Here is a 23,989-nt window from a genome sequence, read left to right on the forward strand (position 1 = left end):
GCACTCCCGTCTGTCGCCTATGGTCGCCTTGTGGATCTCCTTCGCCACTTGCGTATCTTCGTCGCCGTCGCCGACGAGTTGAACTTCGGGAGAGCAGCCGAACGACTCGGCATGGCCCAGCCCCCGCTCAGCCGTGCCGTGCGCCGGCTGGAGGACGACCTCGGGGCCGAACTCTTCGACCGCTCCCGCCGGCAGGTTCGGCTCACCCCGGCCGGGTCGGTGCTCCTGGACGAGGCGAGGCAGCTGCTGGCCCGCGAGGAGCGGACGAGGGCGCTCGTACGGCGGGCCCGCGACGGTGACCTCGGCACGCTGCGTGCCGGCGTGCCGCCCGACACCTCGGCCGCCGTGCTCGGCGCGCTCCTCGCCCAGTGCGACGACCGGGGACTGCGGGTGGATCTCCAGGAGGTGACGACGGACGAGCAGTTGCGGCTGCTGGCCTCCGGGGGCCTGGACGTGGGCCTCGTGCATCAGCCGGTCGACGCCACGGAGCTGGAGCTGGGCCCGGAGGTCCGCATCGAGCTGGGGGTGGTGCTGCCCCGCACCTCGCCGCTCGCACGGCTTCCCGAGGTCGACCTGGCGGACCTGGCCGGCCATGACCTCGTCCTCTTCCCCCGGGCGTCGGCGCCCGGTTGGTACGACATGGCGCTCGACGTCTGCCGGCGCGGTGGTTTCGTCCCCGGCCGGGTCAGACACGCACGCAACCCCGAGTTCCTGATCGGCCTGGTGACGGCTGGCCACGGAGTCGCCTTCGACCAGGGACCGGTCGCACGGAAGGAACCCAGGGCCGCCTGGCGGCCGCTCGTCGGACGACCGCTCGCCCAGCGGATCCGCGCGGCCTGGCCGCGCCGGTCGCCGCACGGCGCCGCTGCCCGGGAGTTCGCGGTTGTCGCGGCGGAGGTGCTCGGTCGGGACCGCACGGCGGTGCCGTACGGCGGGGGAGAGGAGCAGGGACCCCGGCCATGGTCGGTGGTGTACGGCTGAGGGATCGCTCGCCGCGGCGAAACGGATCGGCATATGTTCCAGTCATGTTGAGGGCGGGGGAATCCGCAGGACTTTCGCCCCCTTGCCGCAGAAAATCCGTGAAGAGGTCGGCTTCGGAGCGGAATATTCGCTTCCAGAGGGCCGGGAAGGGTGCGGCATCGCAAGATCAACTTCGTTCAATTCTGTACCTCTCGCGGTGAGTTGTCCATTTCACGGCCAACCGGTCCGCACCGATTTCCGGACGCACCGGGGAGCCAGGTAGGCATGTTCACGGCGGTGCCGACCACACCGCCGTACGGACCACAGCACCTCTGGGGGAACAGCCATGTCCCGACTCACCCGACGCCGGGCCCTGGGCGCCGGCGCCGCCGCCGCGGGCCTCGCGGTCGTCGGCGCGGCACCGGCCGCGCCGGTCGTATCGGCCGTACCGGCAGCGCCGTCCGAAGGGTCACGGCGCACCGACCCGCGCACTCCGCAGCCCTTCGACGAGGTCTACCTCGGCCGCCGGATACAGGGCGGCCCGTCGCACGCCGGTGGACACCACGATCACCACGCGGGCGGCTGGGCCGTGCGGATCGACGGCCGGGAACTGCACGTCATGCGCAACACCGACGGCACCTGGATCAGCGTCGTGAACCACTACGAGCCACAGGCCACCCCGCGGGCCATCGCCCGCGCCGCCGTCCTGGAGCTCCAGGGCGCCTCCCTCGTCCCCGTCGACCTCGCCTGATCCGGGAGCATCCCGCACCATGACCGTACGCAAGAACCAGGCCGCGCTCACCACCGCCGAGAAGAGGCGCTTCACCGACGCCCTGCTCGAGCTCAAACGCACCGGCCGCTACGACGACTTCGTCACCACCCACAACGGCTTCATCATGGCCGACACCGACCACGGGCCGCGGACCGGCCACCGCTCACCGTCGTTCCTGCCATGGCACCGCAGATTCCTCCTCGACTTCGAGCAGGCCCTCCAGTCCGTCGACCCGTCCGTGGCCCTGCCCTACTGGGACTGGACGGCCGACCGGACACCCGCCTCCTCGCTCTGGGCGGCCGACTTCCTCGGCGGCACCGGGCGCAGCCGCGACGGCCGGGTGATGGACGGGCCGTTCGCCGCTTCCACCGGGAACTGGCCCATCACGGTACGGGTGGACGGCCGTGACTATCTGCGCCGCTCGCTCGGTGCCCACGGCCTCCAACTGCCCACCCGGGCCGAGACCGACTCCGTCCTCGCCATGCCCGTCTACGACATGCCGCCGTGGAACAGCGCGTCCGACGGCTTCCGCAACCACCTCGAAGGCTGGCGCGGCGTCAACCTGCACAACCGGGTCCACGTCTGGGTCGGCGGTCAGATGGTCACCGGAGTCTCGCCCAACGACCCGGTGTTCTGGCTGCACCACGCCTTCATCGACCGGCTCTGGACGCAGTGGCAGGAGCGTCACCCGGACGCGGCGTACGCCCCGGCGGGCGGCACGTCCGACGTGGTGGACCTGCACGACACGATGCGCCCCTGGAACGACGTGACCCCCGCCGACCTGCTCGACCACCGACCGCACTACACCTACGACACCGCCGCGTGACCCGCCGTCCGGGCGGCGCCACCGCCGCCCGGACCCACGTCGGGAGACCGGCCGCCCGTGCCGCCGGACGCCGCTCCGGTCGGTCCCGGGGTCGGTCGCGGTGCGGGTCGGTCCCGGGGTCGGTCGCGGTGCGGGTCGGTCCCGGGGTCAGTTGTGCGACAGGGGTCGGCCCGCCGGCGTCAGCCCCGCGATCCGGGCCAGCCGCCGCAGCGAGTCCAGCAGCGCCGCGCGGTCGTACGTGCTCGTCGTGACCAGCACCTCGTCGGCGCCGCTCTCCCCGACCGCCTTCCCCAGCGCGTCGGCGACCTGCTCCTCGGTGCCCGCGATGTGGCCCCGCAGCCCCGACTCGTAGAAGCCGCGCTCCTTGGAGGTCATCTCCAGTGCCTCGACCCGCTCCGGAGACATGAGTGGCGGAAAGGTCCCACGGGTGCGCGAGTACGCCATCGACCACGCCTCCGGCATCAGCAGCCGCTGCGCATCCTCCTCCGTCCCGGCGACCGCGACGGTGCCGGAGACCATCACGTACGGCCGCTCGGCCCAGCGGGACGGACGGAACTCCCGCCGGTAGCCGTCCACGGCCGCCAGCAGCCGGTCCCGGCTCCGAAGATCGCCGATGACCAGCGGCAGACCGGCACGCGCCGCGACGCGGGCTCCCTCGCCGGTGGCGAGCACGTACGGCGGAACCCGTAGCCCCTCCGAAGGGCGGGCCCGGACCTGCGGGTGCGCGGACTGCTCGCCGGTGAACCAGCCCAGCAGTTCATCCAGTTGCGCGGCGAAGTCCTCGGCGTCCTTCTTCTCCCGGCCCAGCGCCCGGCGGACGCCGTCGGTGAAGCCGACGGAGCGGCCCAGCCCCATATCCACGCGGCCGGGGAAGAGTGACTCCAGCACCCCGAACTGCTCGGCGACGACCAGTGGCTGGTGGTTGGGCAGCATGACCCCGCCGGTCCCCACGCGGATCGACCCGGTGGCGGCCGCGACGGCCGCCGCGAGCACCGTGGGCGCCGAACCGGCGACGCCCGGCACACCGTGGTGCTCCGAGACCCAGAACCGGTGGTAGCCGAGCGCCTCGGCGTGCCGGGCGAGCCCCACGGTGTCGCGCAGCGCGGCGGGGCCGTCGTGCCCCTCCCGGGTGCGGGAACGGTCGAGCACGGACAGGCGGACCGGTGCGATCACTGAACTCACATACGGGTGCAACGCTCAGAGCCCGCGGGGATTCCCGTTCCCCGCTCTAGGGTGGGGAACGTGACACGCAGCAGCAGGCCGCTGGCCGTATTCGACCTCGACGGGACGCTCTCCGACGCCGGGCACCGCCAGCATCTGCTGGAACGCGAACCCCGCGCCTGGGACGCCTTCTTCGCCGCAGCCCCCGACGACCCGCCGCTCGCGGAGGGGGTGGCGCTGTGCCTGGAGGCCGCGAAGGAGTGCGAGGTCGTGTACCTCACGGGCAGGCCGGAGCGGTGCAGGGCCGACACCGTGGCCTGGCTCGCCGCACAGGGGCTGCCGGAGGGCCGTCTGTTCATGCGGCGCAACGACGACCGGCGGCCGGCCCGCAGGACCAAGCTGGAGATCCTGCGGCGGCTCGCCCGCGACCGGGAGGTCGGCATGCTGGTCGACGACGACGAACTGGTCTGCCAGGACGCGGAGCACTCCGGCTTCCGAGTGGTCCGCGCGGCGCGCTGGGGCGCGTCGAGTACGACACCGGTGATGCGGGAGGCGCAGGAGCGCGAGGGCCGCACCTGAGGCGGCCGTCCCGCGATACCGGTCGGAAGAGGTCGGCGGCCGGGGGGACGGGGCAGCGGCCGGGTAGGACGGGTCGGCGCGCTCGGAAGAGGTCGGCGGCCGGATGGGACGGGTCGGCGGCCGCTCGGAACAGGTCAGTCGCCGTCCTCGAGGCGGAAGCCGACCTTCAGGCCGACCTGGTAGTGCTCGATCTGCCCGTCGACGATGTGACCGCGGACCTGCGTCACCTCGAACCAGTCGAGGCCCCGCAGCGTCTGGGACGCGCGGGTGATCCCGTTTCGGACGGCCTGGTCGACCCCGTCGTGCGAGGTGCCCACGATCTCGGTGACGCGGTACGTGTGGTTGGACATGTCTGTCGCGCTCCTCTCGATGCGTTCTCTCCACCGTGCCCCACCGGAACGCTTCCCGCGAGGCGTCCGGACCGGAGGGCCGCGCACACCGGCATGTCCCGCCGGACACCGCGGCATGGATGCGTTTTGGCCACACGCACGAACACGCCGTGAAGGCCCCGTGAGCGGACCGTGCCGGGCGCTCACGGGTTCTCCCTCGGCCGCCGGACTTGACCGGGCCTTTGGTGCAGACCAAAATCCAGCCACACACCCGTGCGAGCGCTGCGCGCTTCCCCCCACGTCGGGTCCATCCTCCGTGCCCCGCAGAAGGTGTCCTACGTGAAGAACCGCTCGTTCGCCCTGACCACCGCGCTCGTCTGTGCCGTCACGCTCGGCGGCTGCGGGGTCCTCCCCGGCGGTTCCGGCAAGACGACCGTGGACGTCTGGCTGATGCAGGGCAGCGTCTCCGAAGAGTTCCTCGAGCGTTTTACCAGCGAGTACGAGAAGGAACATCCGTCCGTCGAACTGGAGGTCACCTTCCAGCAGTGGACGGGCATCGGCGAGAAGGTCATGGCGGCGCTGGAGAGCGACGAGGCCCCCGAGGTCATCGAGGTCGGCAACACCCAGGTCGCCCGGTACGCGGAGAGTGACGCCCTGCGTGACCTGACCCTCGAGTCGGTCCGCGACCTCGGCAGCGAGGAGTGGCTGCCGGGCCTCGCGGAACCCGGCAGCATCAACGGCTCCCAGTACGGCATCCCGTGGTACGCGGCCAACCGGGTCGTCATCTACAACAAGGACCTGTTCGAGGCGGCGGGCATCACGGAACCGCCGAAGGACCGCGCCGAGTGGCTGGAGATGACCGAGAAGCTCGACGGCAGCGGCCGACAGGGCATATACCTCTCCGGACAGGACTGGTACACCCTCGCCGGGTTCGTCTGGGACGAGGGCGGAGAGCTGGCCGTCGAGCGGGGCGGCAACTGGGAGGGAGCCCTGCACACCAAGGCGGCGCTGCGCGGCATGGCCTTCTACCAGGAGCTCCAGTCGCACGGCGACGGGCCGAAGGACGCCGACGAGGTCACCCCGCCCCAGGAGAACGTCTTCGCCCAGGGGGACGTCGCGCAGATCATCGCGGTGCCGAGCCTGGTGCCCGCCATCGAGAAGGCCAACCCCGCACTCAAGGGGAAGCTCGGCTTCTTCCCCGTGCCGGGAAAGACCTCGGAGGCGCCGGGCGCCGTGTTCATCGGCGGCTCCGACCTGATCGTGCCGGAGAAGGCGCAGCACCGGTCCGCGGCCGTCGATGTGATCACGGCGCTCGCGAGCGAGGAATGGCAGACGGAACTCGCCCTGACGATGAACTACGTGCCGAACAAGACGACGCTCGCCGGCGTCATCGAGAACAACGAGGGCACCTCAGCGATGGCCGCCGGCGCCGCGAAGGGCCGCGCCACCCCCAACTCGCCCCAGTGGGCGGCGGTCGAGGCCGACAACCCGATCAAGCCCTATATGACGGCCGTCCTCCAGGGGCAGGACCCGGCACGCGCGGCGCGCACCGCCTCCGACAGGATCACGGCGGCGCTGCGTCCCTGACGGGGCCGTGGTCCCGCGACGGCCCGGTGGGCGCGCCGCGGGCCGGGCCGTCGGGCATCCGGACGGACGACGGCAGGTCCGGTCGACGGAGCAGCGGAGTCACGAACTCCGCATCCCCGCACCACGTCGCGGGACGCGACCCCGCTGCGGCCGCCGCTCAGCGACCGGCAGTTGCGGGTCCCCACATCCGCTCTTCACTGGGTGGTCATGTCGAATCCAGCCGGCCACGGAAGAAACAAGGAGTCGGGCCGCCGCACCCGCGGTCCGTCCTTCCGTCCGGCACAGGAGACCGCCATGCCCGCACCCCAGCTCGTCGCGACCGCCCCGATCTCCACCCGGGCCCCCGCGCCCACGCCCCTGCCGGCTCACGGCGACGAGCCCCGCTACGTGGTCTCGCTCGCCCGCGACCAGGAAGACGTCCGAGCCGCCCAGCGGCTGCGCCACCAGGTGTTCGCCGGAGAGATGGGGGCCCGGCTCGACGGGCCGGAGCCGGGCCTGGACACCGACGCCTTCGACGCCTACTGCGACCACCTGTTGGTCCGGGAGGCCGACACCGGCGAGGTCGTCGGCACGTACCGGCTGCTCCCACCGGAGCGCGCCCGGATCGCCGGCCGTCTCTACTCCGAGGGCGAGTTCGACCTCAGCCGCCTCGGCCCCATCCGGGACGACCTCGTCGAAGTCGGCCGCTCCTGCGTCCACCCGCTGCACCGCAACGGCGCCGTGATCGCACTCACCTGGGCCGGACTCGCCCGCTACATGACCCGCACCGGCCACAACTGGCTGGCCGGCTGCTGCTCCGTCCCCCTCACCGACGGCGGTGGTCTCGCGGCCGCGACCTGGGACACCGTACGGGAGAAGAACCTCGCGCCCGAGGAGTACTGGGTCACCCCGCACAAGCTCTGGAACGCCGACACCGCCATCCGCCCCGCGGGCCGCACCGAACTGCCGCCGCTGCTGCGCGGCTACCTCAGGCTCGGCGCCTGGGTGTGCGGCGCCCCCGCCCACGACGGCGACTTCAACGTCGCCGACCTCTACGTCCTGCTGTCCCTGCGCCGCACCAACCCCCGCTACCTGCGCCACTTCCTCTCCCTCGCACCCGTCCGATGAGCGTCTGGCTGCCCGCCGCACCCTGCACACCGGAGGGCTGCGCCACCCACCACGGTCCTGCGGCCGGCCCCGTCAGGGCCGCCGTCCGGCTGCTCGCGGGCCTGGCGGCCATCGCCTGCGGCGTACTGCTCGCCCCTCTCGCGGCGCCGCTGGGCGCCGCCCGCCGACACCGGCTGACCCGCTGCTGGTCACGGGTCGTGCTGCGGGCCTTCGGCGTGCGAATACGCGTCGTGGGAGTCCCGCACGGCCTGCGAAGCTCGCTTGTCGTGGCCAATCACATCTCGTGGCTGGACATCCCGCTGGTCGCCGCCGTGCTGCCGGGGCGGATGCTGGCCAAGAGCGAGGTGCGTTCCTGGCCCGTCCTCGGGCCGCTCGCCGCCCGCGGCGGCACCCTCTTCGTGGAACGTGACCGGCTGCGCACGCTGCCCGCCACTGTGGCGACGATGGCGGGCGCGCTGCGCGACGGGTCCCGGGTCGTCGTCTTCCCCGAGGGCTCCACCTGGTGCGGCCGTGGCCGGGGACGGTTCCGGCCGGCCGCCTTCCAGGCCGCGCTGGACGCGGGCGTGGCCGTCCAGCCCGTACGCATCACCTACCTGCCGACCGGGGCGGCGGCCTTCGTCGGTGACGACCCGCTGTCCACCTCCCTGTGGCGGGTCGCGACGGCCGGGTCGCTCACCGCGGAGATCCGGTTGCTGCCGCCGATCCTCCCCGGGAGCCGGCCCGACCGCCGCTCACTGGCGCTGGCGGCTCAGCTCGCCGTCGCGAGTGACAGGGCGAACCGGCCCTCCTCGTCCGTCCACCAGTGCGTCAGCTCCAGGCCCGCCGCCCGTAGTTCGGTCCGGACACCGTCCTGACGGAACTTGGCGGACACCTCCGTGCGCAGTTCCTCACCCGCCTCGAACGGCACCGCCAGATCCAGCTCCGGAATCTTCATGGTGAGGGCCGAACGCGCCCTCAGCCGCATCTCGATCCATTCGTTGTCGCTGTCCCACAGCGCCACATGGTCGAAATCGCCCGGGTCGACGTCCGCGCCCAGTTCACGGGCGAGGACGGCGAGCACGTTCTTGTTGAACTCGGCGGTCACCCCGGCCGCGTCGTCGTACGCACGCACCAGCACCGCCTCGTCCTTCACCAGGTCGGTCCCCAGCAGCAGGAAGTCGCCGGGATCCAGCAGGGCACGCACCGACCGCAGGAACACCGCACGCTCACCGGGGAGCAGGTTGCCGATCGTGCCGCCCAGGAACGCGACCAGCCGCGGCCCCGGTGTGCCGGGCAGCGCCAGCCCCCGGGTGAAGTCGGCGATCAGAGCGTGCACATTGAGCGCCGGACGCTCGGCGAGCAGCGCTTCCGCCGCCCCCGTCAGAGCGCTTTCGCTCACATCCACCGGCACATAGGTGTGCAGGCCGGAAAGAGCGTCGAGCAGGAAACGGGTCTTCTCCGAGGAGCCGGAACCGAGCTCCACCAGGGTCCGCGCCCCGGTCGCCGCGGCGATCTCCGGCGCCCGTTCGGCGAGGATCTCCCGCTCGGCACGTGTCGGGTAGTACTCGGGGAGCTTGGTGATCTCCTCGAAGAGCTCGCTGCCGCGCGCGTCGTAGAACCACTTCGGCGGCAGGGACTTGGGCGTACGGGTCAGGCCGTGCAGCACGTCGCCGCGCAGCGCGGCGTCCGTGGCGTCCTCGGGCAGGGTACGGGTCAGCAGGAACGGGCTCACTTAGGTCGGCTCCTTGAGCTCGGTCAGCAGGATCTCGGTGCGGGACGCGGTGAGTACCGTGCGGTCGGGCACCTCCTGCCAGAGGGGATCGTCGTCGTACGGCTCGGAGGCCACGACCGTGCGCCGGCCGGGATCGGTGAGATGCCAGAGGGTGTCGCCCCACGCGGTCGCGGCGATCGACGTGCCGTCGGTGAGGAGCAGGTTCAGCCGGGACTCCGGAGAGGCCGCGGCCGCGTCACGGACGGTGTCGGCGAGCGCCTGCCCCAGGCCGTCGCCCGCGCGCAGCCGGCGCAGCACCAGCGCCCACAGCAGCGCCGAGTCGTTGCGCGCCTCCATCGACAGCAATTCGTCCGCGGGCAGTGCCATGGCGAGCGCGCCCATGGAGGCGGGCCAGCCGCGCACCGCCCCGTTGTGGCTGAACAACCAGGGCCCGGAGGCGAACGGCGCCGCCGCGGCTTCGGCGTCCGCACCCGGCTCGGTCGCGTCCCGCACGGCGGCGAGCACCGCGGAACTGCGCACCACCCGCGCCAGGTCGGCGAAGGACAGGTCCCCCCAGATCGGCCCCGCACGCCGGTACCTGGCGGGAACGGGGTCGCCCTCCGCGTACCAGCCGACGCCGAAACCGTCGGCGTTGACCGTGCCGTGTCGCTGGCGCCGCGGCTCCCAGGACTGGTGCAGCAGGCCGTTCGGCGGCCCGACGAGCGCGGTGCCCAGCGGCTCCGACGGGCCCAGCACGGCTATATGACGGCACATCAGGAGAGCCCTCCCTTCCCGCTGCCCCGCTCCTGTGCGTCCCGCGCCGTACGGAAGCCGGAGAAGATCTGGCGGCGCACCGGCAGGTCCCAGTTGCGGAACGTGCCCCGGCAGGCGACCGGGTCGACGGCGAAGGAACCGCCGCGCAGCACCTTGTGCTCACTGCCGAAGAACACCTCCGAGTACTCCCGGTAGGGGAACGCCGCGAAGCCCGGATACGGCAGGAAGTCGCTCGCGGTCCACTCCCACACGTCGCCGATCAGCTGCCGCACACCCAGCGGCGACGCCCCTTCCGGATAGCTGCCCGCGGGGGCGGGCCGCAGATGGCGCTGGCCGAGGTTCGCGTGTGCCGCCGTGGGCTCCTCGTCGCCCCACGGGTAGCGCCGGACCCGGCCGGTGCCCGGATCGTGCCGGGCGGCCTTCTCCCACTCGGCCTCCGTGGGCAGCCGGCGCCCCGCCCAGCGGGCGTACGCGTCCGCCTCGTACCAGCTGACATGCAGTACGGGCTCGTCCGGCGGCACCTCCTCGGTCACGCCGAAGCGGCGGCGCAGCCACACGCTGCCCTCCCGCCGCCAGAACAGCGGAGCGCCGATGCCGTGCCGGCGGATCTGGTCCCAGCCCTCGTCGGCCCACCAGCGCCGCTCGCGGTAACCGCCGTCCTCGATGAACGTCCGGTACCGGCCGCAGGTCACCGGCACCGTGTCGATGTGGAACGCCGGCACGACGCGCTCATGCGCGGGCCGCTCGTTGTCCAGCGCCCACGGCTCGGTGGACGTACCCATCGTGAACACCCCGCCGGGTACCAGGACTTCGGTCGGCAAGCCACCGGTGTCATGGACGGGCGGCGGGGGCGCGGACAGCGCGGCCGGGCCCTTCCGCAGCTGATGGGTGATCAGCATGGTCTCGTCGTGCTGCTGCTCGTGCTGGGCGATCATGCCGAACGCGAAGCCCGCATCCACCAGCGGACCGCCCTCGAACGGTGTCCGCTCCAGGATGTCCAGCACCCGTCCGCGGACGTCGGACGCGTAGATCCGTGCCTCCGCGGGCGCCAGCAGAGGCAGCGACGGACGCGTCGCGCGCGGATGCTCGAAGGCGTCGTAGAGCGAGTCGATCTCGGGCCGCAGTGCCTCCCCCTTGCCGACGTTGCGCAGCAGCCACTGCTCCTCCTGATTGCCGATGTGGGCCAGGTCCCAGACCAGCGGCGACATCAGCGGGGAGTGCTGCGCGGTCAGGTCGTGGTCCTCGACACATGACGTGAGAGCGGAGGTACGGGTACGGGCCCGGGTCAGCGCGTCGACGGCCTGACGCCGCAGTTCGTCGGTCATGTGCGGTACTCCTCCCCCACGGAGGGAAAGCTCGGGTCGTCGGCGGGGCACCGGCCCCGCAGGACGTGGCGGTCGTTGAAGCGGGCGACGGCGCCGCGCACCGGCGCGGAGACGCCGAGCCGGTCCAGCGCGTCCAGCGCGGCGGCGAAACACGTCACGGCGGCGGCGTGCAGTTCCGGCTCTGCCAGCCCGTGCCGCGCCGCCGCCACCCACAACGGGTTGCGCGGAGCGGTGGCGTAGGCGTCCATGCACTCGGCGAGCGGCTTGAGGGCCCGGTACACGGTCTCCGTCGCCTCCGGATCGTCGAACAGCGCGGTGGTGACCGCCAGCGGCACCATCCAGCCGTCCTCGCCGGACTGTGCGTCGATCATGCGCAGCTCCAGATGGCCACGGGGCCGCACGGGCGGGAAGAGCGTCGTGAGGTGGTACTGGAGGTCCTCCGCCGTCGCCGCCCGCTCGGTGTCCGAGCGCAGCCACTCCCGGAAGGTGAGCCGGTCGGGAAGGGGCCAGGGGCCCTCCCGGGTGCGCACACACATCACCGGGGCGTCCAGGACGTGTGCCGTCCACGCCGAACGCGGCTCCGCGTCCAGCGGCGGCGCCGTGGGGCGCACCGGATCCAGCATGTTCCACACCGCTTGACGCGTGGAACGCCAGCCCGTGCGACGCCCTGCCAGCAGGGGGGAGTTCGCGAACGCCGCCAGCAGTACGGGGCCGAGCAGGTGGGCGAGCCGCCAGCGGCGGCCGTGGCCGAGCGGCCCGGGCTCCTCCTCACCGGCGTCCAGACACACCTGGACCGAGGCGGAACTGCACATCATGGCGCGCCCGAAGGGGCCGGACCGGTCGAGATACGCCTCCATCGCGTCGTAGCGCGGCTGGTGGAGGATGCGGCGGGGCGGATTCCAGGGATCCAGGCCCAGCCCGTTCAGAGTGAGGCCCGCCGTGCGGAGCGCCGCTCGTACGGCCGCCAGGTCGGCGGCTGTGGAGTCGATGCACTCCATCAGTGAGGCGGCGGGGCGCGAGCTGAGTTCCAGCTGGCCGCCGGGCTCGAAGGTGAGGGCCGAGTTCAGTGTCAGGGCGCGTACGTCGTCGAAGGCCGCCTCGAGGCGGTCCTGCGGCACGGGTTTCTCGGGCTGCTCCCTCGCGAGGACCAGCCACTCCAGCTCCACACCGACGGTGCGGGGAGGGCCGGTCTTGAAACAGATGCATCGGAGCAGGTCCTCGGCCTCGGGCTCGGACAGCGGACGGCCGAAGTCGCCCGTCCCGGGTGGATGCATGATCGACTCCTCCATTAGAAGGGACTCAGCCAACCTAAAGCCACTGCCGCGGCCACGCACAAGAGCGCCTTTGAAACGCCCCTCAGGAGGGGAAATGTATTTGCGGGCGTCACCTGCGGTTCTCGATCATGACGACATGAGTGCACGACTGCGGGGGATCGCGAAGGAGACCGAGGAGATCGTCAGGGCCGGGAAGTACCACCTGCCCGGCGGGCGCGAGGTGCGCATCGGGCAGGAGCTCGCCGCGGCGCTGGAGGGCACCCGGCTGTACGGGCCCGCCCCCGTTCCGGTCACGCCGGACACCGGCCGGGTGACCGCCTGCGAGGTCACGAACGAGAGCAGCACCGGGGCGGCCCGCCGGCTCACCGGCGCCGGGCCCGGCCCGGTCGCCGTCCTGAACTTCGCCTCCGCGCGCAATCCCGGCGGCGGCTATCTCAACGGCGCACAGGCACAGGAAGAGGCGCTCTGCCGGGCCTCCGCCCTGTACGCCACGCTGCTGCGGGTGCCGGAGTTCTACGAGCACCACCGGGCGGAACGCAGCGTCTTCTACACCGACCGGGTGATTCTCTCCCCGGGCGTGCCCGTCTTCCGTGACGACCGAGGCCGGCTGCTGGAGACGCCGTACACGGCCGGCTTCCTCACCTCGCCCGCGCCCAACGCCGGGGTCATCACCCGCCGCACGCCCGGTGAGGCCCACCGCATCCCCGCCGTGCTCGCCTCGCGCACCGAACGGGTCCTTGAGACGGCGGTGGCGGGCGGCTACCGCCGTCTCGTGCTGGGCGCATGGGGCTGCGGGGTCTTCCGCAACGACCCGGCGGCGGTGGCCCGGGCGTTCCACGGCCTGCTGACCGGCGAGGGCCGGTTCGCCGGCCACTTCGACGAAGTCGTCTTCGCCGTCCTCGACGGGTCGGGCACGTCCCCCAACCTGGGCGCCTTCCGCAGCGCCTTCGCGGACCGGCTCGGCGCGGGCACTCAGCTCCAGCCGTAGCGCTCCCGCAGCCGCCGTACGACCTGATCGAACCGGGGCCGGTCCAGCGCGCACGCCTCGCGGCGCATGCCCGTTTCGTGGACCCGCAGCACGCGGTCCAGATCCACCCACGACTCCCGCCCGGCGCCGTCCCACGGCCCGACGCCGATCGGCACCCACTCGTGGTCGTGGTCGTGGCGCTTGCTGGACAGCTGCACGGCGAGCAGCGTGCCGGCCTCCTCCCGGGCCACCACCAGCACCGGCCGGTCCTTGCCGCGGCCGTCGTTCTCCTCGAACGGTACCCACGTCCACACGATCTCGCCCGGGTCCGGATCGCCGTCGCGATTCGGGGCGTACGAGGTGCGCACCGCTCCGACGTGCGCCGGATCGGCCTGGGCGGTGGCGGTCGGCCCGGTGCTGCCGGGCAGGTCCGGGGCGTCGTCGGCGTGCAAGGAGCCGTGCGGGCGCGGTGCGCCGGGCACGGAGGTGATGGAATGCGTCATCCCGTCACCGTAGTGCGCGGCGGGCGGCGGGTGTCTAGCGTCGCCTGTATGAACACTCAACCGCAGCGCTTCGGGATCATCGTGATCCCGGAGACCGCAGAAGGCCAGGACCTCGCCACCCAAGCCCGCCACGCGATCCGCTCCGCCGTCGTCGACGCCACCGGCGAACAGGGCGCGTCCGGCTACCCGCGCTACGTCGGCGACGGCGTCGAGGCCGACATCGACCCGGAGACCCGCGCCGTGGAAGCGCTCCTGGTGGACGGCGCGGAACTGTCACTGGGCCTGGCGGCACGAGTGGTCGACGCGAGCGAGGCGTAGCGGGGGCGCCGCCCGGAGTGCCCGACGGGCCCGACGCATCCGATTCGCAGGACGGGCCCGACGAGCCCGTTTCGTCGGACGGCACGGCAGAACCGGCCCGTCCGGCGATCGAGGACACCGCGTGGACGCCTACGGGTCCGGGCGGAGCGGCGTACGGGTCCGGGGTGGGTCCGGTTTCGGGAAGGGGCGGGGTGGGGGCCAGGCCCACCGCAGACGGCCCGCCACGGCTTCCGTCATGCAGGCTCCACCGCGCCCGCCCCCGCAGGAGGCCCGCCCCGCCCCCGTCACGCCGGCCCCACCGTGCCCGTCACCACTCCCACCGCCCGCAACTCCGTCTCCACCCGCCCCGCCGTCTGCCGCAGCGCCCCCAGCATCGCCGCCCGCATCCCCTCCGCACTGCCCCGCCCCGCGTGCTGCGCCACGTTCAGCGCGGCCACCACCCTGCCCTGGCCGTCCCGTACCGGGACGGCCAGCGAACGCAGCCCCTCCTCCAGCTCCTGGTCGACCAGCGCGTGGCCCTGAGCGGCCACCTCGTCGAGGACGGCCGTCAGCAGTCCCGCCGAGGTCACGGTGCGCCCGGTCAACGCCGGCAGTTCGGCCGGCAGGGCGGGCCGCTCGCCCGCCGGCAGGCCGGCGAGCAGCACACGCCCCATCGCGGTGGCGTACGCCGGGAAGCGTGTGCCGACGGTGATGTCGATGCTCATGATGCGCACCGTCGGCACCCTCGCCACGTAGCGGATGTCGGGCCCGTCGAGGACCGCCAGCGACACCGACTCGCCGACCTGCCGCACCAGATCCGCGAGATGTGGCTGCGCGATGTCGGTCAGGCCGAGGCCCGACAGGCGTGCGCAGCCCAGTTCGAGGACGCGCGGCCGCAGGGCGAACCGCTGTCCCTCGGGACCCCGCCCCGCGTAACCGAGCTGCTCCAGTGTCAGCAGCGACCGCCTGGCCGTGGCGCGGGCCAGCCCCGCGGCCTCGGCGACCGCGGTCAGCGGCATACCGCCGCCGGGGTCCGCGCCCAGCGCACGCAGCACGTCGAGCCCGCGGGCCAGGGACTGCAGATACGCGGGCCCCAGCTCCCGCTTGGCCGCCGCCGACGAGTCGTTCGCCCAGGCCGCCACCGGGCGACGCTCCGGCCGCGGCGCGGCGAGCGATTCCTCCATCGCGCCACGCACCTGACGCAGCCGGGGCAGCACCGCTCGGGCCAGCGAGTCGGCCGTGTGCCGGCTGGTGTGACTGGCCACGCTCACCGCGCACACCGTCCGCCCGGCCGCGTCCCGCAGCGGCAGCGCGACCGTCACCAGACCCGGCTCCACGAGCTGCTCCTCGTACGCCGACTCGTATCCCGGCTGGTACGCCGACGTGTATCCGGATACCGGCTCGTACGCAGACCGGCCCGGCGACTGGTCCGACTGTTCGTCCGACTGCTCGTCCGACGACGCGAGTGCCGACTCCGGCCCGTCGCGAAAGACCGCGCCGGGCGCACACCGATCCGCCGGGAGCGCGTCCCCGACCCTGAAGCTGAGGTTCGTGGTGCGGCGGCTCGAGGCCCGTACGACGAACCTCACCAGGTCCCGATCGGGGACCGCGACGGAGATCGGCTCGCCGAACTCGTCCGCGAGCCGCGCCACCGCGGGGCCCAGCGCCGCAGGGACGCCGCTCGCCGTCAGATACGCCCCGCCGAGTTCCAGCAGCCGGGGCGCGAGCGCCACTTCGCGTCCATCGCCGCGTACCAGTTCCAGACGGGCGAGCGTGGTCACCACCCGGTCCACCGTGGAGCGGGCCAAGCCCGTCGTACGGGCGAGATCGCTGTGCCTGACGCGGTCCGCCGCCTCAGGAAGGCACAGGGCGCGCAGTACGGAGAGGCCGCGGTCGAGCGGACCCACGGGCGGGGGCGGGGGATGCGGCATGGAGCTCCTTGCGCGGCGGGCGCCACGGCAGGCCGTTGACAGCAGGCACGGCCGGGCCGAGACTCGGGCAGGCACAATTGTGAACCAAAGTTCACCAGACGAACAGCGCCACAACCGCCCACGGACAACCGCACCAACAACCGCACCAACAGCCGGACGGACCGCCGGACGAGCGGCCCGCCGGCCCGAGAACTGAACAGCCCGCCGCTCCAGGCCCTGGGAGAGAACCGATGAGCATCCGCGACGTGTACATCGTCGACGCCGTACGCACGCCGATCGGCAAGTTCGGAGGCGCGCTCTCCTCCGTACGGCCCGACGACCTCGCCGCGCACGTCGTGAGGGCTCTGGTGGACCGGACACCGGAGCTGGACCCCGTCCGCATCGACGACGTCGTCTTCGGTGATGCCAACGGAGCGGGTGAGGACAACCGCGACGTCGCCCGGATGGCGGTACTGCTGTCCGGACTGCCGGTCTCCGTGCCCGGCGTGACCGTCAACCGTCTGTGCGGCTCCGGACTGGAGGCGGTCATCCAGGCGGCACGGGCCGTCGCCCTCGGCGACGCGTCCGTCGCGATCGCCGGCGGTGTGGAATCGATGTCTCGCGCGCCGTGGGTGCTGCAGAAGCCCGAGCGCGCCTTCCCGGCGGGCCACCAGCAGCTCCACTCCACCACTCTCGGCTGGCGCATGGTCAACCCGAAGATGCCCGCCGAATGGACCGTGGCTCTCGGCGAGGGCGCGGAACTCGTCGCCGACAAGCACGCCATCACGCGCGAGCAGCAGGACGCCTTCGCCCTCGCCAGCCACCGCAAGGCCGCGGAGGCATGGGCGAAGGGCCTGTACGACGGCGAGGTCGTCCCGTACGGCGACGTGGACCTGCCGCGGGACGAATGCATCCGCGACACCACGTCCATGGAGGCGCTCGCCAAGCTGAAGCCGTCGTTCCGCACCGACGGCACGGTCACCGCGGGCAACGCCTCACCCCTCAACGACGGTGCCGCGGCGCTCCTCCTGGTCGACGAGGAGGGACTGCGGGCGACGGGCCGCGAGCCGCTGGCCCGGATCCGCGCCTCGGCGGTCACCGGAGTCGAGCCGCAGCTCTTCGGTCTCGGTCCGGTCGAAGCCGTCCGGCGGGCACTTGCGAAGGCGGACAGGTCCTTCGACGATCTGACGGCCTTCGAACTCAACGAAGCCTTTGCCGCCCAGTCGCTCGGCTGCCTGGCGGAGTGGCCGGAGCTGGACCTCTCGGTCGTGAACCGGCGGGGCGGCGCGATCGCCGTCGGCCACCCGCTCGGCGCGTCGGGCGCGCGGCTCGCCGGTTCCGTGGCCCACCAGCTCGCGGCAGCCGGCTCGGGGACCGGGATGGCTGCCCTGTGCATCGGCGTGGGGCAGGGGCTCGCTCTCGTCCTGGAGCGCTGACGCGGCGGGCAGTCGTCGGCACGCCGGCGCACACGGGCGGGGCGTGAGCAGACCTTCGTCCGCTCACGCCCCGCCCGTACGACTCACGGCGCGAGGTGCGCAGTCCCAAGGGCTCAGGCCCCGGCCTGGCCTCCCTCGGCGGCAGCACCCTGCTGGGCCTCGTCGATCGACTTGCGGACCTCGTCCATGTCCAGGGCGCGGGCCTGGCCGATGACGTCCTCGAGAGACGACTCGGGCAGCGCGCCGGGCTGGGCGAAGACCGCGACGTTGTCGCGCACGATCATCAGCGTGGGGATCGAACGGATCTCGAAGGCCGCCGCGAGCTCCTGCTGGGCCTCCGTGTCGACCTTCGCGAACACCAGGTCGGGGTGACGCTCGGACGCGCCCTCGTAGACGGGCGCGAACTGGCGGCAGGGACCACACCAGGAAGCCCAGAAGTCGATCAGGACGAAGTCGTTGTCGGTCACGACCTGATCGAAGTTTTCCTTGGTGAGCTCAACGGTGCTCATGACGCGCTACCTCTTCCTGACGTCCGGCGGACTCGCCCCGGACAACGGTGCCCGGGGCGGTGGTATTCCTGCCCCTGCCCATGTGGCCATCGCGCACACCCCCGATCAGACTGTCCCCATGACCCAAGCTGTGGAGTACGACGTCGTAGTGCTCGGCGCGGGCCCCGTCGGGGAGAACGCGGCGGACAGGACCAGAGCGGCGGGCCTGAGTACCGCGGTGGTGGAGAGCGAACTCGTCGGTGGCGACTGCTCGTACTGGGCCTGCATGCCGAGCAAGGCGCTGCTGCGTCCCGCCATCGCCCGGGCCGACGCGCGCAGGCTGCCCGGTCTGAGCGGCCAGGTGCAGGGCGCGCTCGACACCAAGGCCGTACTCGCACGCCGTGACGAGAAGGTGTCGCACTGGAGGGACGACGGCCAGCTCGACTGGCTCGACTCCATCGGCGCACACGTCTACCGGGGCAGAGGTGCTCTCCACGGACCGAGGAAAGTGGTCGTGTACGGACCGGAGGGCGAGCACTGGTCGCTGACCGCGCGGCACGCCGTCGTCGTCAGCACCGGCAGCCGGGCCGTCCTGCCCGATATCCAGGGCCTGGCCGGCGCCCGCGCCTGGACGAGCCGCGAGGCGACCAGCGCCCGTGAGGCGCCGGGGCGTTTGGCGATCGTCGGCGGGGGAGTGGTCGGCGTCGAGATGGCCACCGCCTGGCAGGCCCTCGGGTCGCAGGTGACCATGCTCGTACGCGGGGGGCGGCTGCTGCCCCGGATGGAACCGTTCGTGGGCGAGCACGTGGCCGACGGCCTCAGGGAGGCAGGCGTCACGATCCGGACGGACACCGACGTGACCGGCGTCGAACGCCCCGGCGGCAGCGGACCCGTGACGCTGGTCCTCGCCGGGGGCGAGCGCGTCGAGGCCGACGAAGTGCTCTTCGCGACGGGCCGCGCGCCACGCACCGACGCCATCGGGCTGGAGACCGTGGGCCTGGAGCCGGGTTCGTGGCTGACCGTCGACGACAGCTGCCGCGTCACGGGCACGGAGTGGCTGTACGCGGTCGGCGACGTCAACCACCGTGCGCTGCTCACCCATCAGGGCAAGTACCAGGCGCGTATCGCGGGGGAAGCCATCGCCGCGAGGGCGCGGCACGTCCCGCTGCTGGAGTCCGACCGCTGGGGCGCGCACTGTGCGACGGCGGACCATGCCGCGGTGCCCCAGGTGGTGTTCACCGACCCCGAGGCCGCCGCCGTGGGTCTGTCGCTCGCCGAGTCGGAACAGGCGGGGCACCGGGTGCGCGCCGTCGACTACGACCTCGCCTCGGTCGCGGGCGCGGGTCTGTACGGCGAGAACTACCGCGGCCGTGCCCGCATGGTCGTCGATCTGGACCGGGAGATCCTGCTCGGTGTCACCTTCGTCGGGCCCGGCGTCGGTGAACTGCTGCACTCGGCGACGATCGCGGTGGCGGGAGAGGTGCCCGTGGAACGGCTGTGGCACGCGGTTCCTTCGTTCCCGACGATCAGTGAGGTCTGGCTGAGGCTGCTGGAGACGTATCGGGCGGGCTGAGCCGGGGCCGTTCGCCGAGCGGAGCGGCCGGCCACGGGCCTCGGCTCCCGGAGCCGGCTGCGCCGCTGGAGCCGGTTCCGACCTGACGGGGTGCCCGGTGACAGAACTCGGAGACGGAGTGCGGACTCCCGGCGCCTCTACGGGAATAGGTTGTGTCCCATGAGCAATCTCGATCGTCAGGCCGGCCTCTCCGTATGCGGCGGTCGTGGGTTCGTCGTCGCCGAACCCGTCCGTGAACTCCTCAGTCCGCGCCGTGTTCCACTCGGCGAGTCGACCGAGGTCCGCCGCCTCCTGCCCAATCTGGGCCGGCGCATGGTCGGCGCATGGGCCTTCGTCGACCACTACGGTCCCGACGACATCGCCGACGAGCCCGGCATGCAGGTGCCGCCGCACCCGCACATGGGCCTGCAGACGGTCAGTTGGCTGCATGAGGGCGAGGTCCTGCACCGTGACAGCACCGGCGTGCTCGCCACGATCCGTCCCCGGGAGCTGGGGCTCATGACCTCCGGGCGGGCGATCAGCCACTCGGAGGAGAGTCCCCGGCCCCACGCCCGCTTCCTGCACGGTGCCCAACTGTGGGTCGCGCTGCCCGAACAGCACCGCCACACGGAGCCGCACTTCCAGCACCACACCGACCTGCCGCAGGTCACCGCCCCCGGCCTGAGCGCCACGGTCGTCCTCGGCACCCTCGACAGGGCGACGTCCCCGGGCACCGCGTACACCCCGATCGTGGGTGCGGATCTCGCCCTGGCCCACGGCACGGAGGCTCGGCTGCCGCTCGACCCGGACTTCGAGTACGCGGTGCTCGCCATGTCCGGTGAGGCCCACGTCGACGGAGTGCCGGTCCTCCCGGGCTCGATGCTCTATCTGGGCTGCGGCCGCACCGAACTCCCGCTGCGCGCCGAGTCCGACGCCGGTCTGATGCTCCTGGGCGGCGAGCCGTTCGAGGAGGAGATCGTCATGTTCTGGAACTGGATCGGACGGTCCCAGGAGGACATCGCACAGGCCCGCGAGGACTGGATGAACGGCACCCGATTCGGCGAGGTCAAGGGCTACGACGGCCCTCCGCTTCCGGCCCCGGAGCTGCCCGCGACACCGCTGAAGGCGCGGGGGAGGGTGCGCTGAGCTGCGGCTACGCCTTGTGGGGAGAGTCGGGTTCAGGGTCACACGGCCGTTCCGCTTCCGGAGGTCTGCGGGTAGGTGCCGCAGCCTCTTGAAGCGCCGCCCGGCCTTGAGGTGGAGTGCCATGTGAAGCAAGCTGTGATCAGCTCTAGTCGAACGAATGCTGACCCTTTGCTGACTCTACTGACGAGTAGTTAGATGTGTGGAGGGGAATGCTGGTGCACGCCTTCCCGGCAGGCGAGTGCCACGTCGAGGACTCCGTCCTGGTTCCTTTAGATGCGACAGGCGCCTCCAAGGATGGTCCCTCCGGGTGATGCTCCGGGTGCCGGTCCGGCGCGGCGGCTCGCGAGTGACGTTGTAGGCAGTCCACAAAGCGCGGTGACGGAGCCGCCGGGTTCGCGACGGCAGGCAGGACTGGGGCCGGTTATGTGGAGCCCCTTCTCTGGGCCGCGTGTCTCGACGGCAAAGGGTTCGGGTCGGTGAGGGCTGGCGCTGAGGTGCGGCGGAATGCGGTGGTGACGCGTCCGGCGGACGGTCTGGTCCTGCGGGTCTGCCCTGCGATGGACGTAGCCGGCCTTCTCCAGCCGGTTGAGCACCCCGGTCACCGCTCCGGTGGTGAGGCCGGCCTCCACCCTGCGGGACGACCTCCGTCGGTGGCACCACCCGCCGGAACAGCTCCCACGACTCGTCCGGCACCCGATCCTCGGCGAAACTCGCCATGCGCTGGACAGCGAGAGCGATTCGCCGGAAGAAGGTGTCTGACTTGACATCGCTTCACGAGCAGAGGCCGTTTGGGTGACGGTCCTGTCGGCATCCGCGGCCACCTCGCGTAACGTCGTTACGAGAAGGGCACCGACAGCTATTTCTGCCACCGCTCCACCGGCCGCGGTGCAAAAGGGGTGCTGGATGTCGATGACGAGTCGGCGCGGTCTGCTGGCGGGATCTGCGGGAGCGGTGGCGGCCGCCCTCGTGCCCGGCTCCTGTGTGGCAGGGGTGGACACGCCACGGGCGCGGCCGGTCACTACGGCCGACGGGCGCGCGGACTGGGACGCCTTGCGGGCGCAGTTCCGTCTGGAGCCGGGATGGGCGAACCTCGCGTTGTTCTACCTGGCCTCGCATCCGAAGGTGGTGCGGGACGCGGTGGATCATCTGAGCGCACAGGTCGACGCCAATCCTCTGGCGGTACCCACGGGGATGGCGTTGCCCGATGGTCCCACCGGATGGCCCCGAGTACGCCAGTCGCTCGCGGCCTACCTGGGAGGCCGGGCCGAGGACATCGCGATGACGGCGAGCACGAGTATCGGGCTGGGTGCCGTCTACAACGGCGTCGTGACCCGTCCGGGACAAGAGTTCCTGTTGACGGATCACGACCACATCTCCCATCGCACCGCCGCCCGGTTGGCCGCCGAAAAGCATGGCAACAGAGTGCGGCTGGTCTCCTGGTTCGCCGATCCGGCCACCGCGACGGCGGACGGCATCGCAGCGGCAGTCGGCGAGGCGATACGCCCGAATACGAGGGTCGTGGGGATCACCTGGGTGCAGTCCAGCACGGGGCTTCGGATGCCGGTGCGTGCGGTGGCCGAGGTGGTGCGCCGGGCCAATGAAGGGCGCAGTCCTGCCGACCGGTGCCTGCTGGTCGTCGACGGCGTGCACGGTTTGGCGGCAGTCGATGAGGATGCCGCCGGCCTGGGTGCAGACGTGGTGGTCGCCGGAACGCACAAATGGTTGTTCGGTCCAAGGGGAACGGGACTGGTCTGGGTGGCGCCGGACGTCCTCGAGCAGCTGCGGCCCACGTTCGTGAGCTTCATCGCGGGCGGGGGAGCAGCGCCCCTGTCACCCGGCGGTTTTTTGGCGTTCGAGCATGCCTTCGCCCTGCCGGTGGCGGTGGCGCTGCATGAGCAGCTGGGCCGAGCACGCGTCGCCACCCGCATCACACAGCTGTCGACCCAGGCGAAACAAGGACTGAGCCGCATCCGTGGAGTCACCGTGCACACTCCGGACGACGCGGAACTTTCAGCGGGCATCACCTGTTTCAGCGTGTCAGGCCACACCCATCAGCAGGTCGTCGACCACGCCGCTGCCCGCCGCGTGCGGTTGTCCACCTCGACCTACACCCGCATCGGCACCGCCGTCATCAACACCCCAGCAGAGATCGACACCGCACTCAACAGCCTGGCTGATCTCACCCGCTGAAAGCCGTTCTGCGCTTCCCCGGGTGCGTGGCTGGGCGTTCGGCTCGGCGTCCGGCGACGGGAGGGAGATGGTCCCGTGGAGCGCAGGGCGAGGAAGGCCCGCATGTAGCCGACGGTCACGTCCCGGCCGGGCCCTGACCTGGTCCATTCTCCTCAGGCATCCCCGACTGTCACTCGTACTCCCCAGATTCTCCTCAGAGAAGGGCCGCTGGGCGGGTGATGCCACACGCTGACCGGCGCGCCGTCGTCCGCTCCTCAACTGATCGGCTGGATCGGAGAAGACTCCGCACGCGGAGACCAGCGCCGTGACCCGCTCCAACCCCTGTCGATCCGCGAAGGGGTTCTGCGAGAACCGCAGTTCGGGCTCCCGGCTGCGCGTACTGACGGTCATCCCGCCAACGGCGAGGAAGTCGTCGCCGGGCAGTCTGGGCACAGAGGTTGAGCCTTCGGTCGGAACGCTGATCGAGGCCCGGCTTGGTCAGGAGAGGAGCTGGCGCACCAAGGCGTCGGCGGCCCACTGCTCCCAGCGGGCTGGAGTCCAGCCGCGCCGGGTGACGAGCAGTCCATAGGTCTCCGGGCCGAGCGCCGTCATCGTGATGTCGGCTGCCGTCGCGCTGTCGTAGTCATGCCGCAGGGCGCCCCCGGCCTTCGCCAGCAGTGCCTCGGCGAAGTGGAGCTGGACGGCATGCCGCTGTTCATGGTTGACCTGCCACAGCTCGGCGATCTCCGGATCGGCGGTCGCGGCGCCCCGTACGACCTCGAGGATCGGTGCGGCGCGCTCCAGGATGCGCCGGGCGCCTGCGGCCTGGAGGGCGAGCTGGGCGGCGGGGTCGGGCTCGTCGAGCACCTTACGGGCCCACGGCCGTTCCAGGGTGGCCACCGGATCGGAGTCGCCGGCGACAGTCGTGTCCACAAGCTCCTTCAGCAGCGCCCGCTTGCTGCCGAACGTGAAGTACACCGTCTGTACGCCGACTTCCGCGGTCCGGGCAATGTCCTCGACGGTCGTACCGGTCCAGCCCTTCTCGGCGAACAGGCGGGCTGCGGCGTCGAGCATCCGCTGCCGGGTGCGTCGGGCCTTCTCCACCCGGGTCAGCGATGCGGCCACTGGCTCTCCTCG

At 72.1% G+C, this 23,989-nt stretch carries 23 protein-coding genes and 2 pseudogenes; 13 read left to right on the forward strand and 12 right to left on the reverse strand.

The features are described 5' to 3' along the window. Window positions 1-30: 30 nt before the first annotated feature. From AB0903_RS28585 to AB0903_RS28595, 3 genes are all read left to right on the forward strand, one after another. Entirely contained in the window at window positions 31-981 is a 951-nt protein-coding gene (locus AB0903_RS28585; protein WP_366707610.1) for a LysR family transcriptional regulator, read from the forward strand. Window positions 982-1,306: 325 nt separating this feature from the next. Then, the gene (locus AB0903_RS28590; protein WP_366707611.1) at window positions 1,307-1,711 is read left to right on the forward strand and encodes a tyrosinase cofactor; all 405 of its coding nucleotides are present in this window, start codon (window positions 1,307-1,309) and stop codon (window positions 1,709-1,711) included. A gap of 19 nt (window positions 1,712-1,730) precedes the next feature. Beyond that, window positions 1,731-2,558: a tyrosinase family protein gene (locus AB0903_RS28595; RefSeq protein WP_366707612.1), complete on the forward strand. Its 828-nt coding sequence runs from the start codon at window positions 1,731-1,733 to the stop codon at window positions 2,556-2,558. Between the two features lie 147 nt (window positions 2,559-2,705). Here AB0903_RS28595 and AB0903_RS28600 read toward each other — a convergent pair whose 3' ends face one another. After that, window positions 2,706-3,740 (reverse strand): LLM class flavin-dependent oxidoreductase, encoded by a 1,035-nt coding sequence (locus tag AB0903_RS28600; protein WP_366707613.1) that lies wholly within the window; start codon window positions 3,738-3,740, stop codon window positions 2,706-2,708. Between the two features lie 60 nt (window positions 3,741-3,800). On the opposite strand from AB0903_RS28600, the gene AB0903_RS28605 reads away from it, so the two are divergent. Continuing rightward, entirely contained in the window at window positions 3,801-4,298 is a 498-nt protein-coding gene (locus AB0903_RS28605) for a hypothetical protein (protein ID WP_366707614.1), read from the forward strand. A 134-nt stretch (window positions 4,299-4,432) separates the two neighbouring features. Here AB0903_RS28605 and AB0903_RS28610 read toward each other — a convergent pair whose 3' ends face one another. Beyond that, the gene (locus AB0903_RS28610; RefSeq protein WP_366707615.1) at window positions 4,433-4,648 is read right to left on the reverse strand and encodes a dodecin; all 216 of its coding nucleotides are present in this window, start codon (window positions 4,646-4,648) and stop codon (window positions 4,433-4,435) included. Window positions 4,649-4,966: 318 nt separating this feature from the next. Here AB0903_RS28610 and AB0903_RS28615 point away from each other — a divergent pair, with 318 nt between their 5' ends. The 3 genes from AB0903_RS28615 (at window position 4,967) to AB0903_RS28625 (ending at window position 8,175) form a co-directional block, all read left to right on the forward strand. Next, entirely contained in the window at window positions 4,967-6,214 is a 1,248-nt protein-coding gene (locus AB0903_RS28615; RefSeq protein WP_366707616.1) for an extracellular solute-binding protein, read from the forward strand. A 294-nt stretch (window positions 6,215-6,508) separates the two neighbouring features. After that, a complete protein-coding gene (locus AB0903_RS28620; protein ID WP_366707617.1) occupies window positions 6,509-7,321 on the forward strand; it encodes a GNAT family N-acyltransferase in 813 nt (270 codons plus the stop codon). Then, window positions 7,318-8,175 carry a lysophospholipid acyltransferase family protein gene (locus AB0903_RS28625; RefSeq protein WP_366707618.1) on the forward strand — a complete coding sequence of 286 codons (858 nt, stop codon included), beginning with the start codon at window positions 7,318-7,320 and terminating at the stop codon, window positions 8,173-8,175. The genes AB0903_RS28620 and AB0903_RS28625 overlap by 4 nt, the downstream gene beginning before the upstream one ends. On the opposite strand, the gene egtD is transcribed toward AB0903_RS28625, so the two are convergent. From egtD to egtA, 4 genes are read right to left on the reverse strand one after another with little or no spacing between them, the layout of a single operon-like run. After that, window positions 8,070-9,032 carry an L-histidine N(alpha)-methyltransferase gene (egtD, locus tag AB0903_RS28630; protein ID WP_366707619.1) on the reverse strand — a complete coding sequence of 321 codons (963 nt, stop codon included), beginning with the start codon at window positions 9,030-9,032 and terminating at the stop codon, window positions 8,070-8,072. The genes AB0903_RS28625 and egtD overlap by 106 nt on opposite strands. Further along, complete coding sequence (gene egtC, locus AB0903_RS28635; RefSeq protein WP_366707620.1) at window positions 9,033-9,785, reverse strand: ergothioneine biosynthesis protein EgtC; 753 nt, start codon at window positions 9,783-9,785, stop codon at window positions 9,033-9,035. It lies immediately after the preceding gene. After that, window positions 9,785-11,110, reverse strand: a complete 1,326-nt coding sequence (egtB, locus tag AB0903_RS28640; RefSeq protein WP_366707621.1) for an ergothioneine biosynthesis protein EgtB — start codon at window positions 11,108-11,110, stop codon at window positions 9,785-9,787. The genes egtC and egtB overlap by 1 nt, the downstream gene beginning before the upstream one ends. Next, window positions 11,107-12,384 carry an ergothioneine biosynthesis glutamate--cysteine ligase EgtA gene (gene egtA / locus AB0903_RS28645; protein WP_366707622.1) on the reverse strand — a complete coding sequence of 426 codons (1,278 nt, stop codon included), beginning with the start codon at window positions 12,382-12,384 and terminating at the stop codon, window positions 11,107-11,109. The genes egtB and egtA overlap by 4 nt, the downstream gene beginning before the upstream one ends. A gap of 136 nt (window positions 12,385-12,520) precedes the next feature. On the opposite strand from egtA, the gene AB0903_RS28650 reads away from it, so the two are divergent. After that, a complete protein-coding gene (locus AB0903_RS28650; protein ID WP_366707623.1) occupies window positions 12,521-13,372 on the forward strand; it encodes a TIGR02452 family protein in 852 nt (283 codons plus the stop codon). Here AB0903_RS28650 and AB0903_RS28655 read toward each other — a convergent pair. Beyond that, window positions 13,357-13,854, reverse strand: a complete 498-nt coding sequence (locus AB0903_RS28655; RefSeq protein WP_366707624.1) for a type II toxin-antitoxin system PemK/MazF family toxin — start codon at window positions 13,852-13,854, stop codon at window positions 13,357-13,359. The two genes, AB0903_RS28650 and AB0903_RS28655, sit on opposite strands and share 16 nt — an antisense overlap. A 48-nt stretch (window positions 13,855-13,902) precedes the next feature. On the opposite strand from AB0903_RS28655, the gene AB0903_RS28660 reads away from it, so the two are divergent. Beyond that, window positions 13,903-14,172, forward strand: coding sequence for a hypothetical protein (locus AB0903_RS28660; protein ID WP_366707625.1), 270 nt, complete (start codon window positions 13,903-13,905; stop codon window positions 14,170-14,172). 284 nt (window positions 14,173-14,456) lie between these two features. Here AB0903_RS28660 and AB0903_RS28665 read toward each other — a convergent pair whose 3' ends face one another. Then, the gene (locus AB0903_RS28665; RefSeq protein ID WP_366707626.1) at window positions 14,457-16,082 is read right to left on the reverse strand and encodes an IclR family transcriptional regulator C-terminal domain-containing protein; all 1,626 of its coding nucleotides are present in this window, start codon (window positions 16,080-16,082) and stop codon (window positions 14,457-14,459) included. Window positions 16,083-16,312: 230 nt separating this feature from the next. Between AB0903_RS28665 and AB0903_RS28670 the strand changes: the two genes are divergently transcribed. Continuing rightward, window positions 16,313-17,497, forward strand: a complete 1,185-nt coding sequence (locus AB0903_RS28670) for a thiolase family protein (protein ID WP_366707627.1) — start codon at window positions 16,313-16,315, stop codon at window positions 17,495-17,497. 113 nt (window positions 17,498-17,610) lie between these two features. On the opposite strand, the gene trxA is transcribed toward AB0903_RS28670, so the two are convergent. Beyond that, a complete protein-coding gene (trxA, locus tag AB0903_RS28675) occupies window positions 17,611-18,006 on the reverse strand; it encodes a thioredoxin (protein WP_366707628.1) in 396 nt (131 codons plus the stop codon). Between the two features lie 118 nt (window positions 18,007-18,124). Here trxA and AB0903_RS28680 point away from each other — a divergent pair, with 118 nt between their 5' ends. Then, window positions 18,125-19,558, forward strand: a complete 1,434-nt coding sequence (locus AB0903_RS28680) for an NAD(P)/FAD-dependent oxidoreductase (protein ID WP_366707629.1) — start codon at window positions 18,125-18,127, stop codon at window positions 19,556-19,558. Window positions 19,559-19,717: 159 nt separating this feature from the next. Then, on the forward strand, window positions 19,718-20,683 hold the full coding sequence (locus tag AB0903_RS28685; RefSeq protein WP_366707630.1) for a pirin family protein: 966 nt from the start codon (window positions 19,718-19,720) through the stop codon (window positions 20,681-20,683). A 515-nt stretch (window positions 20,684-21,198) separates the two neighbouring features. On the opposite strand, the pseudogene AB0903_RS28690 reads toward AB0903_RS28685, so the two are convergent. Both AB0903_RS28690 and AB0903_RS28695 read right to left on the reverse strand, forming a co-directional pair. Further along, window positions 21,199-21,300, reverse strand: a pseudogene (locus AB0903_RS28690) (MarR family transcriptional regulator); the annotation flags it as partial. Then, a pseudogene (locus tag AB0903_RS28695) lies at window positions 21,281-21,400 on the reverse strand (IS5/IS1182 family transposase); the annotation flags it as partial. The pseudogenes AB0903_RS28695 and AB0903_RS28690, both read right to left, overlap by 20 nt. Before the next feature lie 186 nt (window positions 21,401-21,586). On the opposite strand from AB0903_RS28695, the gene AB0903_RS28700 reads away from it, so the two are divergent. Further along, window positions 21,587-22,873, forward strand: a complete 1,287-nt coding sequence (locus tag AB0903_RS28700) for an aminotransferase class V-fold PLP-dependent enzyme (protein WP_366707631.1) — start codon at window positions 21,587-21,589, stop codon at window positions 22,871-22,873. Window positions 22,874-23,350: 477 nt separating this feature from the next. Here AB0903_RS28700 and AB0903_RS28705 read toward each other — a convergent pair whose 3' ends face one another. Beyond that, entirely contained in the window at window positions 23,351-23,977 is a 627-nt protein-coding gene (locus AB0903_RS28705; RefSeq protein ID WP_366707632.1) for a helix-turn-helix domain-containing protein, read from the reverse strand. Window positions 23,978-23,989 lie beyond the last annotated feature (12 nt).

Origin of the sequence: Streptomyces sp. NPDC048389 (assembly GCF_040706335.1) — a bacterium.
Classification (GTDB): Bacteria; Actinomycetota; Actinomycetes; order Streptomycetales; family Streptomycetaceae; genus Streptomyces.